The sequence below is a fragment of the Pseudoalteromonas sp. SWN166 genome, assembly GCF_015864485.1.
Classification (GTDB): domain Bacteria; phylum Pseudomonadota; class Gammaproteobacteria; order Enterobacterales; family Alteromonadaceae; genus Pseudoalteromonas.
Genome location: NZ_JADYXB010000023.1, coordinates 32687 through 48330, shown reverse-complemented (window position 1 = coordinate 48330; position 15644 = coordinate 32687). Strand labels below are relative to the sequence as shown.

Here is a 15644-nt window from a genome sequence, read left to right as displayed (position 1 = left end):
CGCGCTTTTTCGAGGTTGTGTTTGTAGCTGTGTGTTTTACTTTTAGACTGTTCAGAGCTCAGTGGATAAAACCCTCGCTGTATGATTAAATCGATCAACAATGCATATGTGTAATACACAATACCTAAAAATGTTAGTGTTTAGCTGTTATTCAAATACATATAAGGATTACATATGAAGATTTTAGTGTTTTTAGGGACAGTGCGAGATAGCACACCTCCTAGGCCTGCCCGACTAGGTGAGCGAGTAGGTAAAGCCTGCATTGAATGTTTAAATGAGCAATTTTCAGATCATGAGTTTGAACTGATAGATGCACTTGATTACCCAAGCGAGAAAGTGTTTAAGCCTCATTTTTCATATGCACAAGGCAAAGCGCCTTCAATGCTAAATACTTTAGCAGACAAAATTAAAGCGGCTGATGGCTATGTAATGATCAGCCCCGAGTACAACCATAGTATGAGCCCAGCCCTGAGCGACTTACTTAACCACTTTGGTAGCTCACTCTTTTCGTATAAACCCAGTGCTATTGTTACTTATTCTGCTGGGCAATGGGGCGGATTAAGAGCTGCAATAAGTATGCGCTCGTTTTTATCGGAGCTTGGCTGCTTACCTGTATCAGCAATGATCCACGTACCAAAAGCAGAAGAAGTATTTAATGACGATGGTTCTGTGCAAGTTGGGCAAGAGAAATCATCGTGGTTTAATTATTTTCACCGTACTTTTGGGCAGTTGATTTGGTGGGCACAAGCGGCTAAAAATCAGAGTGACGTTGAAGATCCTGAGCAGATGTTAAAAAGCTTTAAGTCAAACCCATCCCAGCGAAATGCTCCCTAGTATTTATAAAATATAACTAAGCACTAATTAGGGTTTAGTTTGTTTCACTTATAGAAACTATAAACCAATAAATGTTATTATTAACATCTTCATATAAAAAAAGGATGTTATATCTTGAAATACCTTACTCTTTTGAGTGTACTGGCCCTTAGTGCTTGCAGCTCTGTACAACAATTACCGGCGCTTGGCGAAGGCACTACTGCAAATATGAATTTAATAGCTCTTTCGGAGCAGAGCGCGCCACAAGGTGTTAGCGGTACATTTAAGTTTTATATTAAAACTGCGGGCTCTCAGTACGGTGACGTATTTTTAAATACAGAAAATGACTATCGTGATCGACGCGCTATTACAATTTCAATTGATTCAAAAGTAGCGGCTAAACTCACAGAAAAATACGGACAATCAGCCGAAACATTTTTTATTGATAAAACAATTGAAGTAACAGGTGAAGCGAAGCGGGTTACCATCGACTTTTTAAGTAAAGGAAGGAAAACCAATAAATATTATTATCAAACACATGTTGATGTAAATTCAGTTGATCAAATTCGTATTGTTCCCTAAAAAATTGGTATTTATATCTTTTAACTGATATTTGCTGGTTATTTGAACATAATTTAGCAAGTAAGTAGCAATTCATAGTGGCACTGTTTTTATATACAGTACTGCTGTGTTCTTACTAAATATTAAAATAATAAACTTAATGTTAGTCGCGCTGTTCTAGGCTCAATAGGGTGAAAATGATAGTCTTCAACGCCTTGTGCAGCCTCACCCTGTAAACGCGACGCATAGTAGTAATCTATATCGTGGTCGGTACTATTAAATAGGTTAAGTAATTCAAAATTTACCTTCCAGTGAGTTTGCTCATAGCTAATAGCGCTATTTACTACTGTTAGAGGCTCTGAGCGTTTATCACCATCATCGGTTAATGTACGCTTGCCAATATGACGAACTCTAATTGATGACTGCCATTGCTGTGTTATATGCCAATTTACCCCTGTACTTGCAACAACTGGTACAGCGCCTTCAATGTAATTATTTTCGTCATTAATATCTAAACGAGAATGCGTAAACGAGGCTTCCGCGTCAATACTAAAGCTGTCGTTAATCCAGTAATAAGCGCTCATTTCTAATCCGTAACGCTTTAGATGCGTCACTTGGCTCTGTATTACCCGCATCGCCAACAAATAATAGCTCTGAGTCGAGTGTTAGCCACCAAAGTACAGCCGATAAATTAAATTTTTGCTCATCAGCGAATCGGATGCCTATTTCAGTGCCTTCACTTTTAACTAATAAGTCTACTTACTCTGCTTGCTCACCTGTGACTGGGTCACTATTTATAGTAGAGCCGCGCGCATCATTAGAATGAAAAGATTGCCCCCAATTAGCATATGCGGCGACTAAATCAGTAAAGCGGTAATTTAAACTCCCTTTAAAATTCACTAAATCATCCTTTGCTTTACCTGAGTTTACGGCGGCAAGACTGGTAACGTTAGTATCGAAATAGTCGTACCTCACACCCACGGCTGCTTCAAGTTTTGGAGTAAGTAGCAGGTTAGATTCCCAAAAGCCTGAGTAGGCTTCGCATATTAATTGGCATGCCATCTATGCTGGTGGCAAAGTCGGTGCCATGATCTAAATTAAAGCCCCTAATAAAATATTGATTAGCCTTACCAGAGCCGCTATGTTGAGTGACCGCCATACCTGGAATTAGCTCTAACATTTCGGCGCTTCTTAACATTGGGCGCTGTTGAATTTCACCTTGACCAATAATACCGCTAGATGCGCTGATTGACTCACCAATTAACCCATCCCTGTGGCCATAAACGGTTAATTTTTCTATGTTTGCATAGCTATAACCACTATACAAAGTGCCCAGCGCTAAAATTGCTAATGTTCTCATGACTAAAATCCCTATTTAATGTATTTGTTATTAAATGCAGCTAAGTTAAATACGGCTTAGATAATTTATTGGATGCAACATTTGTTGGTTATTTGTAATTATTTAGAGGTGAGTAAATATGTGTAATTTAAAAACTAGGCTTCAAGCTATTGTAATCTCATTACATAAAACTAATAATCGAATGGATTAAGTAACTATATAAAACTAACAGACTAGAGAGCCCGTATTGAAAGCCAAAGAAATCCGCAATTTTTACATCAACGAAGAGCAATCTGTTTATTTGCTTTCGCACCGCGATGCTAAAAAGCATCGTCAGTGGCTTAATATTTGTATTAAGCAGTTAACCCTGCTGGGCTATAAAAACGTTGAAATGATTGGCTCGGGTGCTTTTGGCTTTGTGTTTGCCGGTGATGATGATAACGGCTTACCTTGGGTGTTTAAGTTTTCGCGTATTACGCTTGCTCAAAGTATACGTGACCGCCTAGAAGATGAAGCGTATATGCTCTCGCAAATTAACAACCCCTTAGTGCCTACTTTTTATGCGTTTGAGCGTATTAAAAAACAAGGGATTTTAATGATGGCACGCGCCATTGGGGAGGACCTTGAAAAAGTATCGCTTAAAACAGGCCGCTTTAGTGCGGCGCAAATAATGGCTCTCGCGGTTAGGTTACGTAATGTGTTGGTTGATTTACGCAGCCATAAAAATGGCATTAGCCCACAACCTATTGTGCATGGCGATATAAAGCCTTCAAACCTTGTGTGGGATGCAAACACTGATGCGCTTTCGTTAGTGGATTGGGGCAGCTCTGTATATGCACAGCTTGATAGCACTGGTAATCCCGTAGCTAGTAACTTTATGGATTTAATGTCGGGTGATTTAAGTACCACTAATGCTCGTATGGGTGATGTATACTTTATTGGCGAAGCGCAAATGTCGGGGGAGCAATCATCCCCACGATTTGACGAACAAGGCGTTGCCGCTACGTTATATGCGCTTGCGTCAGCGCAGTCGTGTCGCTTTGGTGCACACGCTATTCCTGCAAGCAGCTTAGGCTTACCTAAAGAGCTGGCTAAAGTAATTGACGGTATGCTGTCTAAAAGTAAGGCGATACGCGATGGTGCTGGCGATTACTTTATGCGTAACATTACGACTATGGCTAAAGCGTACTTGCCTGAGTTTGATAAAAAGCAAAAAAAAGCCGATATCCCTTTTTGGTATGGCAGCGATGAACAGCCCGATACAGTTGTATATAGTTCACGAAAACAGTTTTTACGCCAAGCCGATCATAACCAGCAATTACTCGATATAAACGACGCGCAACTTGACCGCTATTATAAAGAATTTTTGTTTGATACCGGCGATACCGAAAAAGCATTTTTAGCATCAATAAGCCGATTAGCAAAGTACCCTGTTGTTGGTGGGCTTAGTTTTCATTGGAAGGATGACTCATTGTTTGTTGAGTCGTCTTTAATTATGCATGACGAATCATTGGGTGATGCATTTAGTGATGCGATAAATAACACCGTGATGCTAGCACAAGCTATTAATCAAAAAGGGTTATTTAAGTGTTGTTTGTTTGATGCCCGAAAAACCATTCAATTAGAGCGAGATGGCACCGGGGCATTTAAGTTTGATAGCCTACCAGAGCTTGAGTACGAAGTAGTTAGTATGAAAGCAAACGAAATAACCCGCCCGCATTCATACTTTGAAGATGGTAAAGACCCTGATGAGCAACTACAGCTGCCTAAAAAAGTGATTAAGTGCGTATTTGAGCTTAACCAAATTCATCATACGGGGTGTATTATTTTTGAAGCACTGCCTGACAGAATGAAAATTCACCATTACTACCGCTTACTCGATTCGACTAAAGAAGTTGAGTTTAAGCGCCTGCTTAATAAACTTATGCAATACGCGGTAAACATTACAGATGTGGGAGTGGCTGGTTTTATGAAACTCCCTTACAAAAACACGCGTGAGTTTAGTTTATGTGAGCACCAAGAAGAGCATTACTTTCCTAAAAATCCTAAACTTGTTTAAATATAAAAAATTGGATTGTGTGATTGTGTTTTATTCCTCTAATTCAGGCTTAGATTCCAAAAAGTTAAGTTAACACTAATTAAGCAATATAAAGGGCTATCTTAATGGCTAAAATAAAACCTGTAGTTACATTGCAAAGCCACGGCATTTACTCAAAGTGGGATAGTGAAAGTAAAGTGCTACCTCAAATAGAGCAATTTACAACAAGTGTCATAGCTGAAGTAGATATTGAGTTTGGTTTAATCGTTAATATTAAAAAAGGTAGGGGCGAAAAGCTTCATTATTGTATTTACCATCCTGATATTCCAGACAGCAACGGTGATGTAATGGACCCTTTTGAAGGCGATGTATACGTTAAAGATAGTGATTGGAATTTTTACTTAGGCGATACACTCTGGCTGCCAATAGAAAATAAATTGGGTGATTGGCGAATGACCCTTGAGCTTAATGGAAAAATTATTGCTGATAAAACATTTAATGTGGCATTAGAGCCTGAGCGCACTGAAACAGATTTTTGGAAAAATCGGGGATATTGATAGTTATCTATTAGTTATATGGGGGCGGATATAATTGAAGTTAATGAGAAGATAATCGAAGAGCTATTTATAAACAGCTCTTCAACCTTAAATTAGTAAGTTTTTAATTACCCCAAGGATTACTAGAATTAGAACGCTGCTTACGATCGCGAGCACGTTGCTTAGATTCTTTTTTCTCTACAATACGTTTAGCATCAACAAAACTAAGTTCACACGGCTCACCCGGTTTATGATCAGCTGGGATCACACGATCTCGTGGCGGCAATTCGTATTGAACATCATCAGGCTTAGGTAAGTTTTTAAGACGATAAAGGTAAAAGTTATCTACTTTTTCTTGTGCCCATTGTGTTTTACGTAAAAATTTAACCGCAGACTTAACATCAGGATTGTTTTTAAAGCAGTTAAGTTGTAAATAAGCGTGTAGGAGTTCCCACCCGTATTGTTCAACCAGCTCTTCAACCACTTGTTCTAATTTTACGCCTTGCAGTGGGTTATTACTGAAAAGTTCTTGGTTGCTCATAGGTGTTGCCTCGTTATTAAAATACAAATTGCATTATAAATTTAATAACGAGGCTTTAACAGAGTAAATAGCTTAACTTTGGCAATTAACTACAACACGACCACGAATTTTACCTTCCATAAGTTGCTCTGCGTTATCAATTACTTGATCAAGCGTAATTTCTGTCGAAATTTTATCTAAATAATCAGCGCTTACTAATTTAGCTAAACGATCCCATGCTTCAATTCTGTCGGCTTTAGGGCGCATTACGCTATCAATCCCCATTAACGATATTCCACGTAATATAAATGGCGCAACTGATCCTGGTAAATCCATACCTTGTGCAAGTCCGCATGCTGTTACTACACCTCCATATTTTAATGATGCACAAATATTTGCCAGTGTATGGCTGCCTACCGAATCTATTGCCGCTGCAAAACGCTCTTTTTGCAAAGGCTTACCCGGGTTTGAAAGCTCATTTCGATCAATTACGTGTGAAGCGCCAAGCTCTTTTAAATATTCACTTTGATCTAATCGACCTGTTGCCGCCGTAACGTTAAACCCAAGTTGATTTAATAAATAAATAGCAAAGCTACCCACGCCACCATTAGCACCGGTTACCAGTATTTCGCCAGACTCTGGAGTAATGCCTTGTTTTTCAAGAGCTATCACACTTAGCATGGCGGTATAACCGGCTGTACCAATTTGCATAGCTTGTTTAGGTGAAATACCAGCAGGTAGGGGGATTAGCCAATTGCTACTAAGTGCCGCTTTTTGAGCAAGTCCACCCCAATGTTTTTCGCCTACACCAAAGCCATTTAATATTACGTTATCGCCATCTTTAAATTCATCGCTGGTGGAATGTGTAACAGTGCCCACTAAATCTATGCCCGGCACCATAGGAAAACTGCGTACAACGGGGCCTTTACCAGTAATTGCTAAACCATCTTTATAGTTAAGTGTGCTGTATAGCACGTCAATAGATACATTTTCGTTTGGTAAATCGCTATGTTCGATAGTCGATAATGAGGCGCTGTAGTTATTATCTTCTTTATTAATAACAATGGCTTTAATTGGGTTACTCATGGGATATCCTTTTAGACCGATCGTCTTTTAATTGGTAAATAAAAACGCATTAGGTTAATAATGCGCGTAAAAACATTTCTGTATACAAAGTAAGTGGGGTATTTGATTTAGTGAGCTTGGCGCGCATAACAGCACCTTCCCAACCAATCCAAAAGTACTCACTCATTAATTGTGTGTTTACATGGCTTGCAATAGTGCCTTGTTGCTTAGCTTGATTTAAGCAAACCTCTACATGGTTTTGCCATGCGGTGTAGCTTTGCATTAATCTGGTTTTAAATTCTTCACTTAAATGGTTAAGTTCTTGGTTTAAGTTACCGACTAAACAGCCACGTTTGTAATCGTATTTTTTCATCCCTTTAATGGCGCTTTGGGTAAAATTAACGATTCGCTCAAGTGGGGGAACATCTTCTTGCTGTAAGTAATGGGTAAGTTTGGCAATAAAATAATTGTCGTATGCATCAACTAACGCAATGCCGTAGGCTTCTTTACTTTTAAAGTAATGATAAAAAGAGCCTTTGGGTACAGCCGCTTTTTTTAAAATAGTATCGAGCCCCGTGGCGCTAAAACCAAATTCAGTTAGGGTTTCTAGGCCCGTGCGAATAAGTAACGCTTTTGTATCGGCGTTCTCTCTGGCTATTTTGGGTGGGCGACCACGTCGTATTGGTGTTGATGTATTTTTGTTCATAGGCATATATTAGACCGATCGACTTTAAATAATCAAGTATAAATTTAAATTGTTTAAAAATAGTTCAAATTTAGGGGCGGGCTACTAATTTAAAATAACTGAAATAAAAGTGTCACGATTACATTTTTGTTTGGAACTTAGTCAAAATGCACAGGTCGTAAATTATGTACTTAAGTACATTTTAGCGATTATTGAGTCGCATTTTATTTAGCATAAAACCGGTCAAATTAAATGTTGTATGACCACTTACTTTTTTAAATGTTAATTCATTTTTGCATCAGCAGCTTAGTTAAAGTCAAACAATTTAATTGCTTTTACGATTTGAATTTTACATTTTTATTAACTATTCATTAAATGTAGATTTCACTAATGCTACACAATATATAAATAAAAAGGTGAGGATATTACCGATGAAGAGACAGAAAAGAGATCGTTTAGAAAGAGCTCATTCTCAAGGTTTTAAAGCAGGTTTAGCAGGTCGCTCAAAAGAGCTATGCCCTTATCAACAAGTAGATCCCAAATCAGAGTGGTTAGGAGGGTGGCGTGAGGCGATTGAAAACCGCAACATGTACAAAACCTAAAATCAATAATCGAATTTAAGCAAAAAGGCCTCCACATTGGAGGCCTTTTTGTTTGTGCGTTAACTTTTAAAACTAAATTTTTAAGGATTCAGTTAAAGTAATTAAAACGCGCTAGTGTCTTGAAATAAGCCCACTTTTAAATCTTTTGCTTCGTAGATTACTCGGCCGTCTACTTCTACAGTGCCATCGGCAACGCCCATAAATAATTTACGTTTAATTACGCGTTTCATTACAAGGCGATAAGTTACTTTTTTATTAGTAGGTAAAATTTGGCCAGTAAATTTAACTTCACCCACACCCAGCGCACGGCCAAGACCCGGGCCACCAGACCAACCTAAATAAAAGCCAACTAGTTGCCACATAGCATCTAGGCCTAAACAACCTGGCATTACCGGGTCGCCTTTAAAATGACAATCGAAAAACCAAAGGCTAGGGTCAATATCAAGCTCAGCAACAATTTCGCCTTTACCATGTATTCCGCCATCAGCTGTTATAGAGGTAATGCGATCCATCATTAACATGTTGTCACTTGGTAAACGACAGTTGCCTTCACCAAACATTTCACCTTGACCACAAAGGATCAAATCTTCTTTTGTATAGCTATTTTTAGGTTCCATAACACTTATCTTCGCTTAGAAATTGCCAAGTACTTTAGCGTACACTTGTACGCTAAACAACTCGGAGCAGTTAAAAAATCAAAATATTGCATATTAAATCACCAATCAATCAACGCGATTGGTTTTTGCACTATAAAACCGCGCAATTACAATCAGAAATCATTATAATTAGCGCTGTCTTATAACCAGTCTAAAGGAAGTTTATGATCCTTTTTGTTAACTCACTAACTGTGATTGATTTTTCTTACTTATGTAACAAACGCGGCGCCGTTGGCGAGAGCTGGATTGTTGATTTAACTTTGCACGGTAAACTTAACGAAGAGTCTATGGTTTTAGACTTTGGTTTAGTTAAAAAGCAAATTAAAGGCATTATAGATGAGTGTATTGATCACCGATTAGCAATTCCTACGGGCCTTAATGGGACTGTATCTGAATTTGACGAGCATAAAACACTCGACTGCACATTTGGTGAAAACAATCACTTAGCTATGAGCGCCCCTCATCAAGCTTATTGTATGATTAACGCAGACGAAGTAACGGTTGAATCGGTTACTGAATTTTTAATTGCGACTATTTTACCAAAACTCCCAGATAACATTGAAAAAATTGAGCTGTCTCTTAAGCCTGAACACAGCCAAAGCTTTTACTATCATTACAGTCATGGCCTTAAAAAACATGACGGTAATTGCCAACGTATTATTCATGGGCATCGTTCTCAAATTGGTATTAGCCTTGATGGCATTTCTATGCCGCGCTTGCAAAAAGAATGGTCTCAAAAGTGGGAAGATATTTACTTAGCCACCAGTGAAGATCAAATTAGCGGCAGTGATTTAAAACACATAACAGCCAAAGCGGGTGATGTATGCTTTGCCTATACATCGGCACAAGGCTATTTTGAAATGGCTATTAGCGAATCTCGTTGCGACATTTTACCAGTAGATACAACCGTAGAATGTATTGCTGAGCATGTAGCTGGTCAAATTAAAGCTCAATACCCAGAAAAAGCAGTAAAAGTAACCGCTTATGAAGGGGTAGGAAAAGGATCTATTAGCTATGTTTAAAACACTTTTAGCAACAGCACTTATTGCCTCTACTAGCTTTAGTGCTATGGCGGTTGAGTTAAAAGGGCACTTAACACAAGGCGGCTTGGTTACAGGTAAGCTTGAAAATGCCAAATCGGTAAGCTTAGATGGCAAAGAGTTAAAACTTTCATCTAGTGGTGATTTTGTATTTGGTTTTGGTCGTGACGCTGACACTACTCATACTTTAAAGTGGGTAGATAACAGCGGCAAGTCACATTCTCAGCCGATAGCTATTACCAAGCGTGAATATAAAATTGATAAAATTACCGGCGTAGCTAAAAAATATGTTTCACCGCCAAAAGAAGTTAGCGCACGTATAAGCCGCGAAGCAGTTGCTGTGCGTAAAGCACGTGAAGTTGACTCTGATTTGCTGTACTTTTTAGACCCTGTATTAAAGCCTGCAGAAGGTCGTATATCGGGTGTTTATGGCAGCCAACGTTATTTTAATGGCGAGCCTCGTCGTCCGCACTTTGGCTTAGACATTGCCAATAAAACAGGCTCTCCTGTTTATGCGCCGATTAGTGGTACTGTGGTATTTGCAGAGCCTGATTTATACTACTCAGGCGGTACATTAATTATTGATCACGGGCACGGTATTACTTCAACTTACATCCATTTAAGTAAGCTTGATGTAAAACTGGGCGACAAAATAGTTCAAGGTAATAAAGTAGCTGAAATTGGTGCAACAGGGCGTGTAACGGGTCCTCATCTAGATTGGCGCTTTAACTGGAAAGGCGAACGCCTTGATCCTGCATTACTAATGCAAGATACATTAGCAAACAAAAAGTAGAGATTATGACTGACGTAAACCGCGATGCAATAATTGCTCAGCGTATTGAAGACTCAACCACATCGGTAACTAAAACAGTATTCCCAGGGCGTACTAACCACCACAATACTTTATTTGGTGGTGATGCATTGGCGTGGATGGATGAAGTGGCATTTATAGCGGCGACTCGTTTTTGTCGTAAGCCTTTGGTTACTATATCCTCAGATAGAGTAGACTTTAAAGAAGCGATACCAGCAGGTACTTTTGCAGAATTAATCGCTAAAGTCGTGCATGTAGGTAACACCAGTTTAAAAGTTGATGTAGATATATTGCTTGAAACAATGCATAAAGACGATAAGCACTCAGCCATTAGTGGCAGCTTTACGTTTGTTGCAGTTGACGATAATCACAGACCGACACCGGTAGTTTGCGATAAAATGATTTATGGTTTTGATTAATTTAAAGATTTAAAGACACTAGTGTAAAATTATATAAGCACCTAAATTGGTGCTTATATAAAAACCAGAAAAGAACACATCATACATTGTTTTTGTTGAATATAACCTCAACATCAAAATTAAAACTAACTAATAAAGCAATCAAAGTAGGGCTATTGTTAATGTGTGGTATAGAGAATTGTTAGAAGCAAAAAAGGTATGCTTTAAACATACCTTTTTAGTTACATTCAGCTTTTAATTAAATTTACGAATACTTACATGCATACTACTTAAAGCACCATTGCTGCTATCCAACCAAATATCAGTAATGGAATGTTAAAGTGAATAAACGTTGGAATAACAGAGTCTCTAATATGGTCGTGTTGCCCATCGGCATTTAGGCCAGATGTTGGTCCAAGCGTTGAGTCTGAAGCAGGGGAGCCTGCATCACCTAAAGCGCCCGCAGTACCAACTAGTGCAGCGGTAGCCATTACCGAAAAGCCAAGGTCTAAACACAAAGGTACAAACAAAGTAGCAATAATAGGCACTGTTGAAAACGAGCTACCAATACCCATTGTAATTAATAACCCGACTAACAAAATAACACCAGCCGCCAAAGGTTTATTACCATCAAAAAGGGCAGCACCGCTGTGTACTAAACTTGCTACATCGCCGGTTGCTTGCATAACTGAAGCAAAGCCTTGTGCCGATATCATAATAAAGCCAATCATGGCCATCATCGCAACGCCTTTACTAAATACGTCGCCGTTTTCTTCCCATTTAACTACACCAAATACACTAAATATCATTACACCTACTAAGCCGCCTAAAATCATTGAGCCACTTAAGTTTTGTGCAACAAGCGAAGCAAGTACGGCACATAGCCCTACAATCATTACTTTTTTAGGGTTTTCGACATCAGCAGATTTACTCACAGTTGTTAATGGTTGTTCTGTATAGTCGCGGCGTTTTTTATAGGTAATAAATACCGCAATAAGTAATCCAATAAACATACCTAATGCAGGAATTATCATCGCCATAGGGACTTGTGTATTTACAATGTCTAAGCCGTTATCGACCAGATTTTTATGCAAAATAGAATACAAGTAAATACCACCAAAACCATAAGGCAGCACCATGTAGGAGGTTGCTAATCCAAATGTTAAAATACACGCTATAGCACGTCTGTCTAATCTTAACTGATTAAAAACAACGAGTAGTGGAGGAATTAAAATAGGAATAAACGCAATATGCACAGGCACTAAATTTTGAGAAGAAATCGCACAGCCTAAAATAATCAATAAAATAAAGTAGCTTAAAAACGTTTCATTACCGCTGCCTTTTGCATTTACCTTGGCAAGTAATTTATCGGCGAGTATGCGTGTTAGGCCCGACTTAGAAATAGCAACGGCAAATGCACCGAGCATAGCGTAGCTCAGTGCAATTTCGGCGCCCGTAGAAAGGCCAGAATTAAATGCATCAACACTTTCTTTTATGCCCAGGCCTGCGGTTAAACCCGCAACTAAAGCACTTATAATCATAGCTACAATGACGTTAACGCGGGCCAAAGATAGCCCGAGCATTAGAATAACGCCTATAACAACAGCATTCATAGTATTCTCATTTGGATGTTTTGATTAATTTTATCAGATCTTTAGCCTGAGTTTTACGCTCTTTAGTAAAAGGTTTTTTACCATAGCGTACTTGGTTAAATAATTGGCTAAAAGTGTTTATTGATTGCGCAGCTTGAGGTTTTTGATCAGCATATAGCTGTAATTTTTGGCTGGGTGTTAAATGCTCGGGCGTATTAAACTTCTGTTTTTTTGCCCATGCTTGTATTTCATTAAACTCTTTTACCATAGGCGCTAATTTAGCCGGGCGCTTTGGTAAGTTTAAATAAACAAAGTAACCAACAAAACAAAAACCTACAGTGAGTAATACCATTAATGGAACAAGCCAAATGTTTTTACTACCAAAAAGAGATTTTAAAAAATCGTTTTGTTTTTCTTCATCAAAGCCAAGTACCCAGCTAGACCATTGATAATCTAAATTTTCGAGCTCTAGCCTTAACCAATTAATACCCGGAAAATTACTTAAGCTCACTAATCCAAAATCTAGATTACTTTTAAATTCGTCATTCAGCTCTTCGTTTTGTGAAAGTGAACCATTCAAGCGCTCTGGTGCAACAACAGCAGTTGCATCAAAAATAACCCAACCTTCGTTTTGTAAATATACTTCTACCCACGCGTGTGCGTCGTACTGGCGAACAGTGAGCGTATTATTATCTTGATTTAGTTCACCACCTAAATAGCCACTGACTAATCGAGCGGGTATACCAGCAGTTCTGAAAATATAAGCCGCAGCACTCGCGTAATGGCCGCAAAAGCCTCGTTTATTATCAAATAAAAATTGATCAATCGTGTTATCACCACTCATAGGTGTAGGGGTTAGCGTGTAAGTAAATCCTTTATTTACAAAATATTGCAATAGACTATTATAAAATTCATGGTCAGAGTGTGTATTTTTCTTTAGGTTTTTAGCAAGTGATGATGTTTTAACATTCTCTTTATGAGCTAGATATTTGTAGCGTTTTTCTTCAAATTGTCCAAGTCGTAAAGCTGAAAAACTAAAGCTGTTTACATCGTATTGTAAGCTTTTAGCTTGGCGGCTTTTTTTTCGTAATAAACCGAGTGAATTACCTTCAACATTTTGTGAGTCACTACTTGAATACCCTAAACCATAGAGCCATTTTTGCGTAGCGGGCTCAGTAATAATTGAGTAGCTTGCAATAAGTTGCTCGTCATTTGTACTCTCAATATTACTTTTTAAATTATTATATTTTAAAAAGTCAGACGTTAGCCACGTATTGCCATTAAATTCATCATGCACTATTGCTCGCCAGTAATAGGGGGCTACAGGTTTTCTTTCATTAAATTTAGCTCTAAACACCAGCTCATCTGAATTAGAAAGCTTTGCAATATCGAATGGATCGACTTGTTCAGAAAGCCCTGTTTTTGCAAGCTTAGGCCCAGGAAGCTGCCAAAAGGCGGGCATTTTTGGTAAAAAAAGTAGTAAAAATATAGCCAATGGAAGCGCTAAAAGTAGTAATTTACCACTTTGCTTAGAGGCTATTTTTAAATTATGTTTGGATTCGAGTAAGCCAAGTACTGCAAAGTTTAATATGTATAAACCACTTACAGTTAAAGTCGTTAAAATGCTTTGGTTAAATAAATACACCGATGAGAGTGAAAAAAATGTAAGCGTTGTAATTACATGATAGTGTTTTTTGGTTTTAGCCTGCAGCAGCTTAAATAAACTAGCAAGCAGTAACATAGCTACAAATAAAATAACCGTATCGGACATACCTACGGTGTAGAGCATTAAACCAAGCGACGCACCAGCGAGTATGTTTGCAAGCCAGGCATTTGGCTTTGGTTTATTACTCAGTGTTATGAAAAAATTCCATGCACAAATAAGTGCAAGTACGCCTACAAAAACCAACGGTAAATGCGCTATAAAAAATACAATCAAACATGCATATATAAAACACAGTGAGTAATTTATTACTTTTTCGTTTTTGAGTATGCCCATTACACACCACCATTAAATGAACATAATAACTTTAAGCATTGCTGCTTATGCTGCTGCCCGGTATTAGTATTTATTGTTTTACCAGGTAGCTTTAACATAAAAGGCGTGTTTTGCTCGGTTGCTTCACATATTAAAAAGCATAATTGGCTTAAACGTTGTTCTGTATCCCCATTCATCAATGTAAAATCGAATAGGGCATTCGCGGTTTTAAAATCTGCAAACTCTTTGACTAATAGTTGTTGTGTTTTTGCGTAATGCTTCCACGATATTCTTTGTAAACCCATCTCAGGTAAATGTGGGATTAACGACTCAAACTCTTCGCTACCCGATTCTTTTGATATCCCTTTATCAGCTTGTTCGTCAAGCATTGAGGTATGTGTATCACTAAGTACTTGTTCAAGCGACGGGTATACAAAAACATCTGTTTGTAATTGAATGTAGCTCCAAACAGTAATTAAACCAAACGGATAGTTACTCGCAATTTTAATGCGTTGTACTGCATATTTACCGCGTGAGCTATAAGGTAAGTTAAGTATGATTAGCTGCGTTTTACTATCCACTTCATCAGTATGTTGTTGAGTTTGCTCAGTACCTTGATACGTTAAATTAATAGATTGGGTAACTGAGGGGCTTTGCAATTCAAATCGGATACTTGGCTTTTGAGGTGAGTAACTATTAAAAGCATCTTTAAATTTAACCGTTAAGCCTTTGGCATTGCTGTAACCCATTAGCACAGCAATAATTATTACCACAAACATAAGGTAGGACATTATTAAAATTAAATTATTTTGATAATTAATACCCATCACAAAGTTTAAAATAGCCACAATAACAAAGTACCAGCCAAGGGATGACGGCAATACATAAATTGTTCTATGTTCAAGCGTAATTGAGTTTTTTAAATGTTTATTTTTTAATAACTTATTAAATAAACTGACTTTAAATGACTTAAATAAAGAAGGGCGCTTAACCGTTTTTTTTGGCATAAA

18 protein-coding genes are annotated in these 15644 nt (G+C 38.1%); 8 read left to right on the top strand and 10 right to left on the bottom strand.

The features are described 5' to 3' along the window. The first annotated feature begins 174 nt into the window (after positions 1 to 174). Together I6F49_RS13930 and I6F49_RS13925 are read left to right on the top strand one after the other, a co-directional pair. Complete coding sequence (locus tag I6F49_RS13930; protein ID WP_197181054.1) at positions 175 to 834, top strand: NADPH-dependent FMN reductase; 660 nt, start codon at positions 175 to 177, stop codon at positions 832 to 834. A gap of 114 nt (positions 835 to 948) precedes the next feature. After that, positions 949 to 1395, top strand: a complete 447-nt coding sequence (locus tag I6F49_RS13925) for a hypothetical protein (RefSeq protein ID WP_197181053.1) — start codon at positions 949 to 951, stop codon at positions 1393 to 1395. A 122-nt stretch (positions 1396 to 1517) separates the two neighbouring features. On the opposite strand, the gene I6F49_RS20390 is transcribed toward I6F49_RS13925, so the two are convergent. The 3 genes from I6F49_RS20390 to I6F49_RS20380 form a co-directional block, all read right to left on the bottom strand. After that, positions 1518 to 1958 (bottom strand): TonB-dependent receptor, encoded by a 441-nt coding sequence (locus tag I6F49_RS20390; protein WP_231615101.1) that lies wholly within the window; start codon positions 1956 to 1958, stop codon positions 1518 to 1520. Positions 1959 to 2133: 175 nt separating this feature from the next. Beyond that, positions 2134 to 2349, bottom strand: a complete 216-nt coding sequence (locus tag I6F49_RS20385; RefSeq protein ID WP_331461453.1) for a TonB-dependent receptor domain-containing protein — start codon at positions 2347 to 2349, stop codon at positions 2134 to 2136. A gap of 37 nt (positions 2350 to 2386) precedes the next feature. Next, a complete protein-coding gene (locus I6F49_RS20380) occupies positions 2387 to 2734 on the bottom strand; it encodes a TonB-dependent receptor plug domain-containing protein (RefSeq protein WP_231615099.1) in 348 nt (115 codons plus the stop codon). Between the two features lie 226 nt (positions 2735 to 2960). On the opposite strand from I6F49_RS20380, the gene I6F49_RS13915 reads away from it, so the two are divergent. Continuing rightward, entirely contained in the window at positions 2961 to 4772 is a 1812-nt protein-coding gene (locus I6F49_RS13915; RefSeq protein ID WP_197181052.1) for a protein kinase domain-containing protein, read from the top strand. Positions 4773 to 4876: 104 nt separating this feature from the next. Beyond that, positions 4877 to 5308, top strand: a complete 432-nt coding sequence (locus I6F49_RS13910) for a DUF3859 domain-containing protein (protein WP_197181051.1) — start codon at positions 4877 to 4879, stop codon at positions 5306 to 5308. A 103-nt stretch (positions 5309 to 5411) separates the two neighbouring features. Here the strand turns inward: I6F49_RS13910 and I6F49_RS13905 are convergent, their stop codons facing one another. From I6F49_RS13905 to acuR, 3 genes are all read right to left on the bottom strand, one after another. Continuing rightward, positions 5412 to 5828 carry a VF530 family DNA-binding protein gene (locus I6F49_RS13905; protein WP_007582761.1) on the bottom strand — a complete coding sequence of 139 codons (417 nt, stop codon included), beginning with the start codon at positions 5826 to 5828 and terminating at the stop codon, positions 5412 to 5414. 72 nt (positions 5829 to 5900) lie between these two features. Then, positions 5901 to 6893 carry an acrylyl-CoA reductase (NADPH) gene (acuI, locus tag I6F49_RS13900; protein WP_197181050.1) on the bottom strand — a complete coding sequence of 331 codons (993 nt, stop codon included), beginning with the start codon at positions 6891 to 6893 and terminating at the stop codon, positions 5901 to 5903. Positions 6894 to 6942: 49 nt separating this feature from the next. Continuing rightward, positions 6943 to 7578: an acrylate utilization transcriptional regulator AcuR gene (gene acuR, locus I6F49_RS13895; protein WP_165728614.1), complete on the bottom strand. Its 636-nt coding sequence runs from the start codon at positions 7576 to 7578 to the stop codon at positions 6943 to 6945. Positions 7579 to 7988: 410 nt separating this feature from the next. On the opposite strand from acuR, the gene rmf reads away from it, so the two are divergent. Further along, positions 7989 to 8159, top strand: coding sequence for a ribosome modulation factor (rmf, locus tag I6F49_RS13890; protein ID WP_002960897.1), 171 nt, complete (start codon positions 7989 to 7991; stop codon positions 8157 to 8159). Between the two features lie 101 nt (positions 8160 to 8260). Here rmf and fabA read toward each other — a convergent pair whose 3' ends face one another. Next, on the bottom strand, positions 8261 to 8776 hold the full coding sequence (fabA, locus tag I6F49_RS13885; RefSeq protein ID WP_007582756.1) for a bifunctional 3-hydroxydecanoyl-ACP dehydratase/trans-2-decenoyl-ACP isomerase: 516 nt from the start codon (positions 8774 to 8776) through the stop codon (positions 8261 to 8263). Between the two features lie 203 nt (positions 8777 to 8979). On the opposite strand from fabA, the gene I6F49_RS13880 reads away from it, so the two are divergent. Genes I6F49_RS13880 through I6F49_RS13870 form a run of 3 tightly spaced genes read left to right on the top strand, consistent with a single transcriptional unit; the run spans position 8980 to position 11085 of the window. Continuing rightward, the gene (locus I6F49_RS13880; protein WP_166420331.1) at positions 8980 to 9837 is read left to right on the top strand and encodes a 6-carboxytetrahydropterin synthase; all 858 of its coding nucleotides are present in this window, start codon (positions 8980 to 8982) and stop codon (positions 9835 to 9837) included. Next, positions 9830 to 10648, top strand: a complete 819-nt coding sequence (locus I6F49_RS13875; protein ID WP_197181049.1) for a M23 family metallopeptidase — start codon at positions 9830 to 9832, stop codon at positions 10646 to 10648. Before I6F49_RS13880 ends, I6F49_RS13875 begins: the two co-directional genes overlap by 8 nt. A 5-nt stretch (positions 10649 to 10653) precedes the next feature. Then, positions 10654 to 11085 (top strand): acyl-CoA thioesterase, encoded by a 432-nt coding sequence (locus tag I6F49_RS13870; protein ID WP_002960891.1) that lies wholly within the window; start codon positions 10654 to 10656, stop codon positions 11083 to 11085. 269 nt (positions 11086 to 11354) lie between these two features. Here the strand turns inward: I6F49_RS13870 and I6F49_RS13865 are convergent, their stop codons facing one another. Genes I6F49_RS13865 through I6F49_RS13855 form a run of 3 tightly spaced genes read right to left on the bottom strand, consistent with a single transcriptional unit; the run spans position 11355 to position 15641 of the window. After that, positions 11355 to 12677 (bottom strand): Na+/H+ antiporter family protein, encoded by a 1323-nt coding sequence (locus tag I6F49_RS13865; RefSeq protein ID WP_197181048.1) that lies wholly within the window; start codon positions 12675 to 12677, stop codon positions 11355 to 11357. Positions 12678 to 12684: 7 nt separating this feature from the next. Beyond that, positions 12685 to 14655 carry a transglutaminase family protein gene (locus tag I6F49_RS13860; protein WP_197181047.1) on the bottom strand — a complete coding sequence of 657 codons (1971 nt, stop codon included), beginning with the start codon at positions 14653 to 14655 and terminating at the stop codon, positions 12685 to 12687. Further along, positions 14655 to 15641, bottom strand: a complete 987-nt coding sequence (locus I6F49_RS13855) for a DUF58 domain-containing protein (RefSeq protein WP_197181046.1) — start codon at positions 15639 to 15641, stop codon at positions 14655 to 14657. The genes I6F49_RS13860 and I6F49_RS13855 overlap by 1 nt, the downstream gene beginning before the upstream one ends. Between the last annotated feature and the right edge of the window lie 3 nt (positions 15642 to 15644).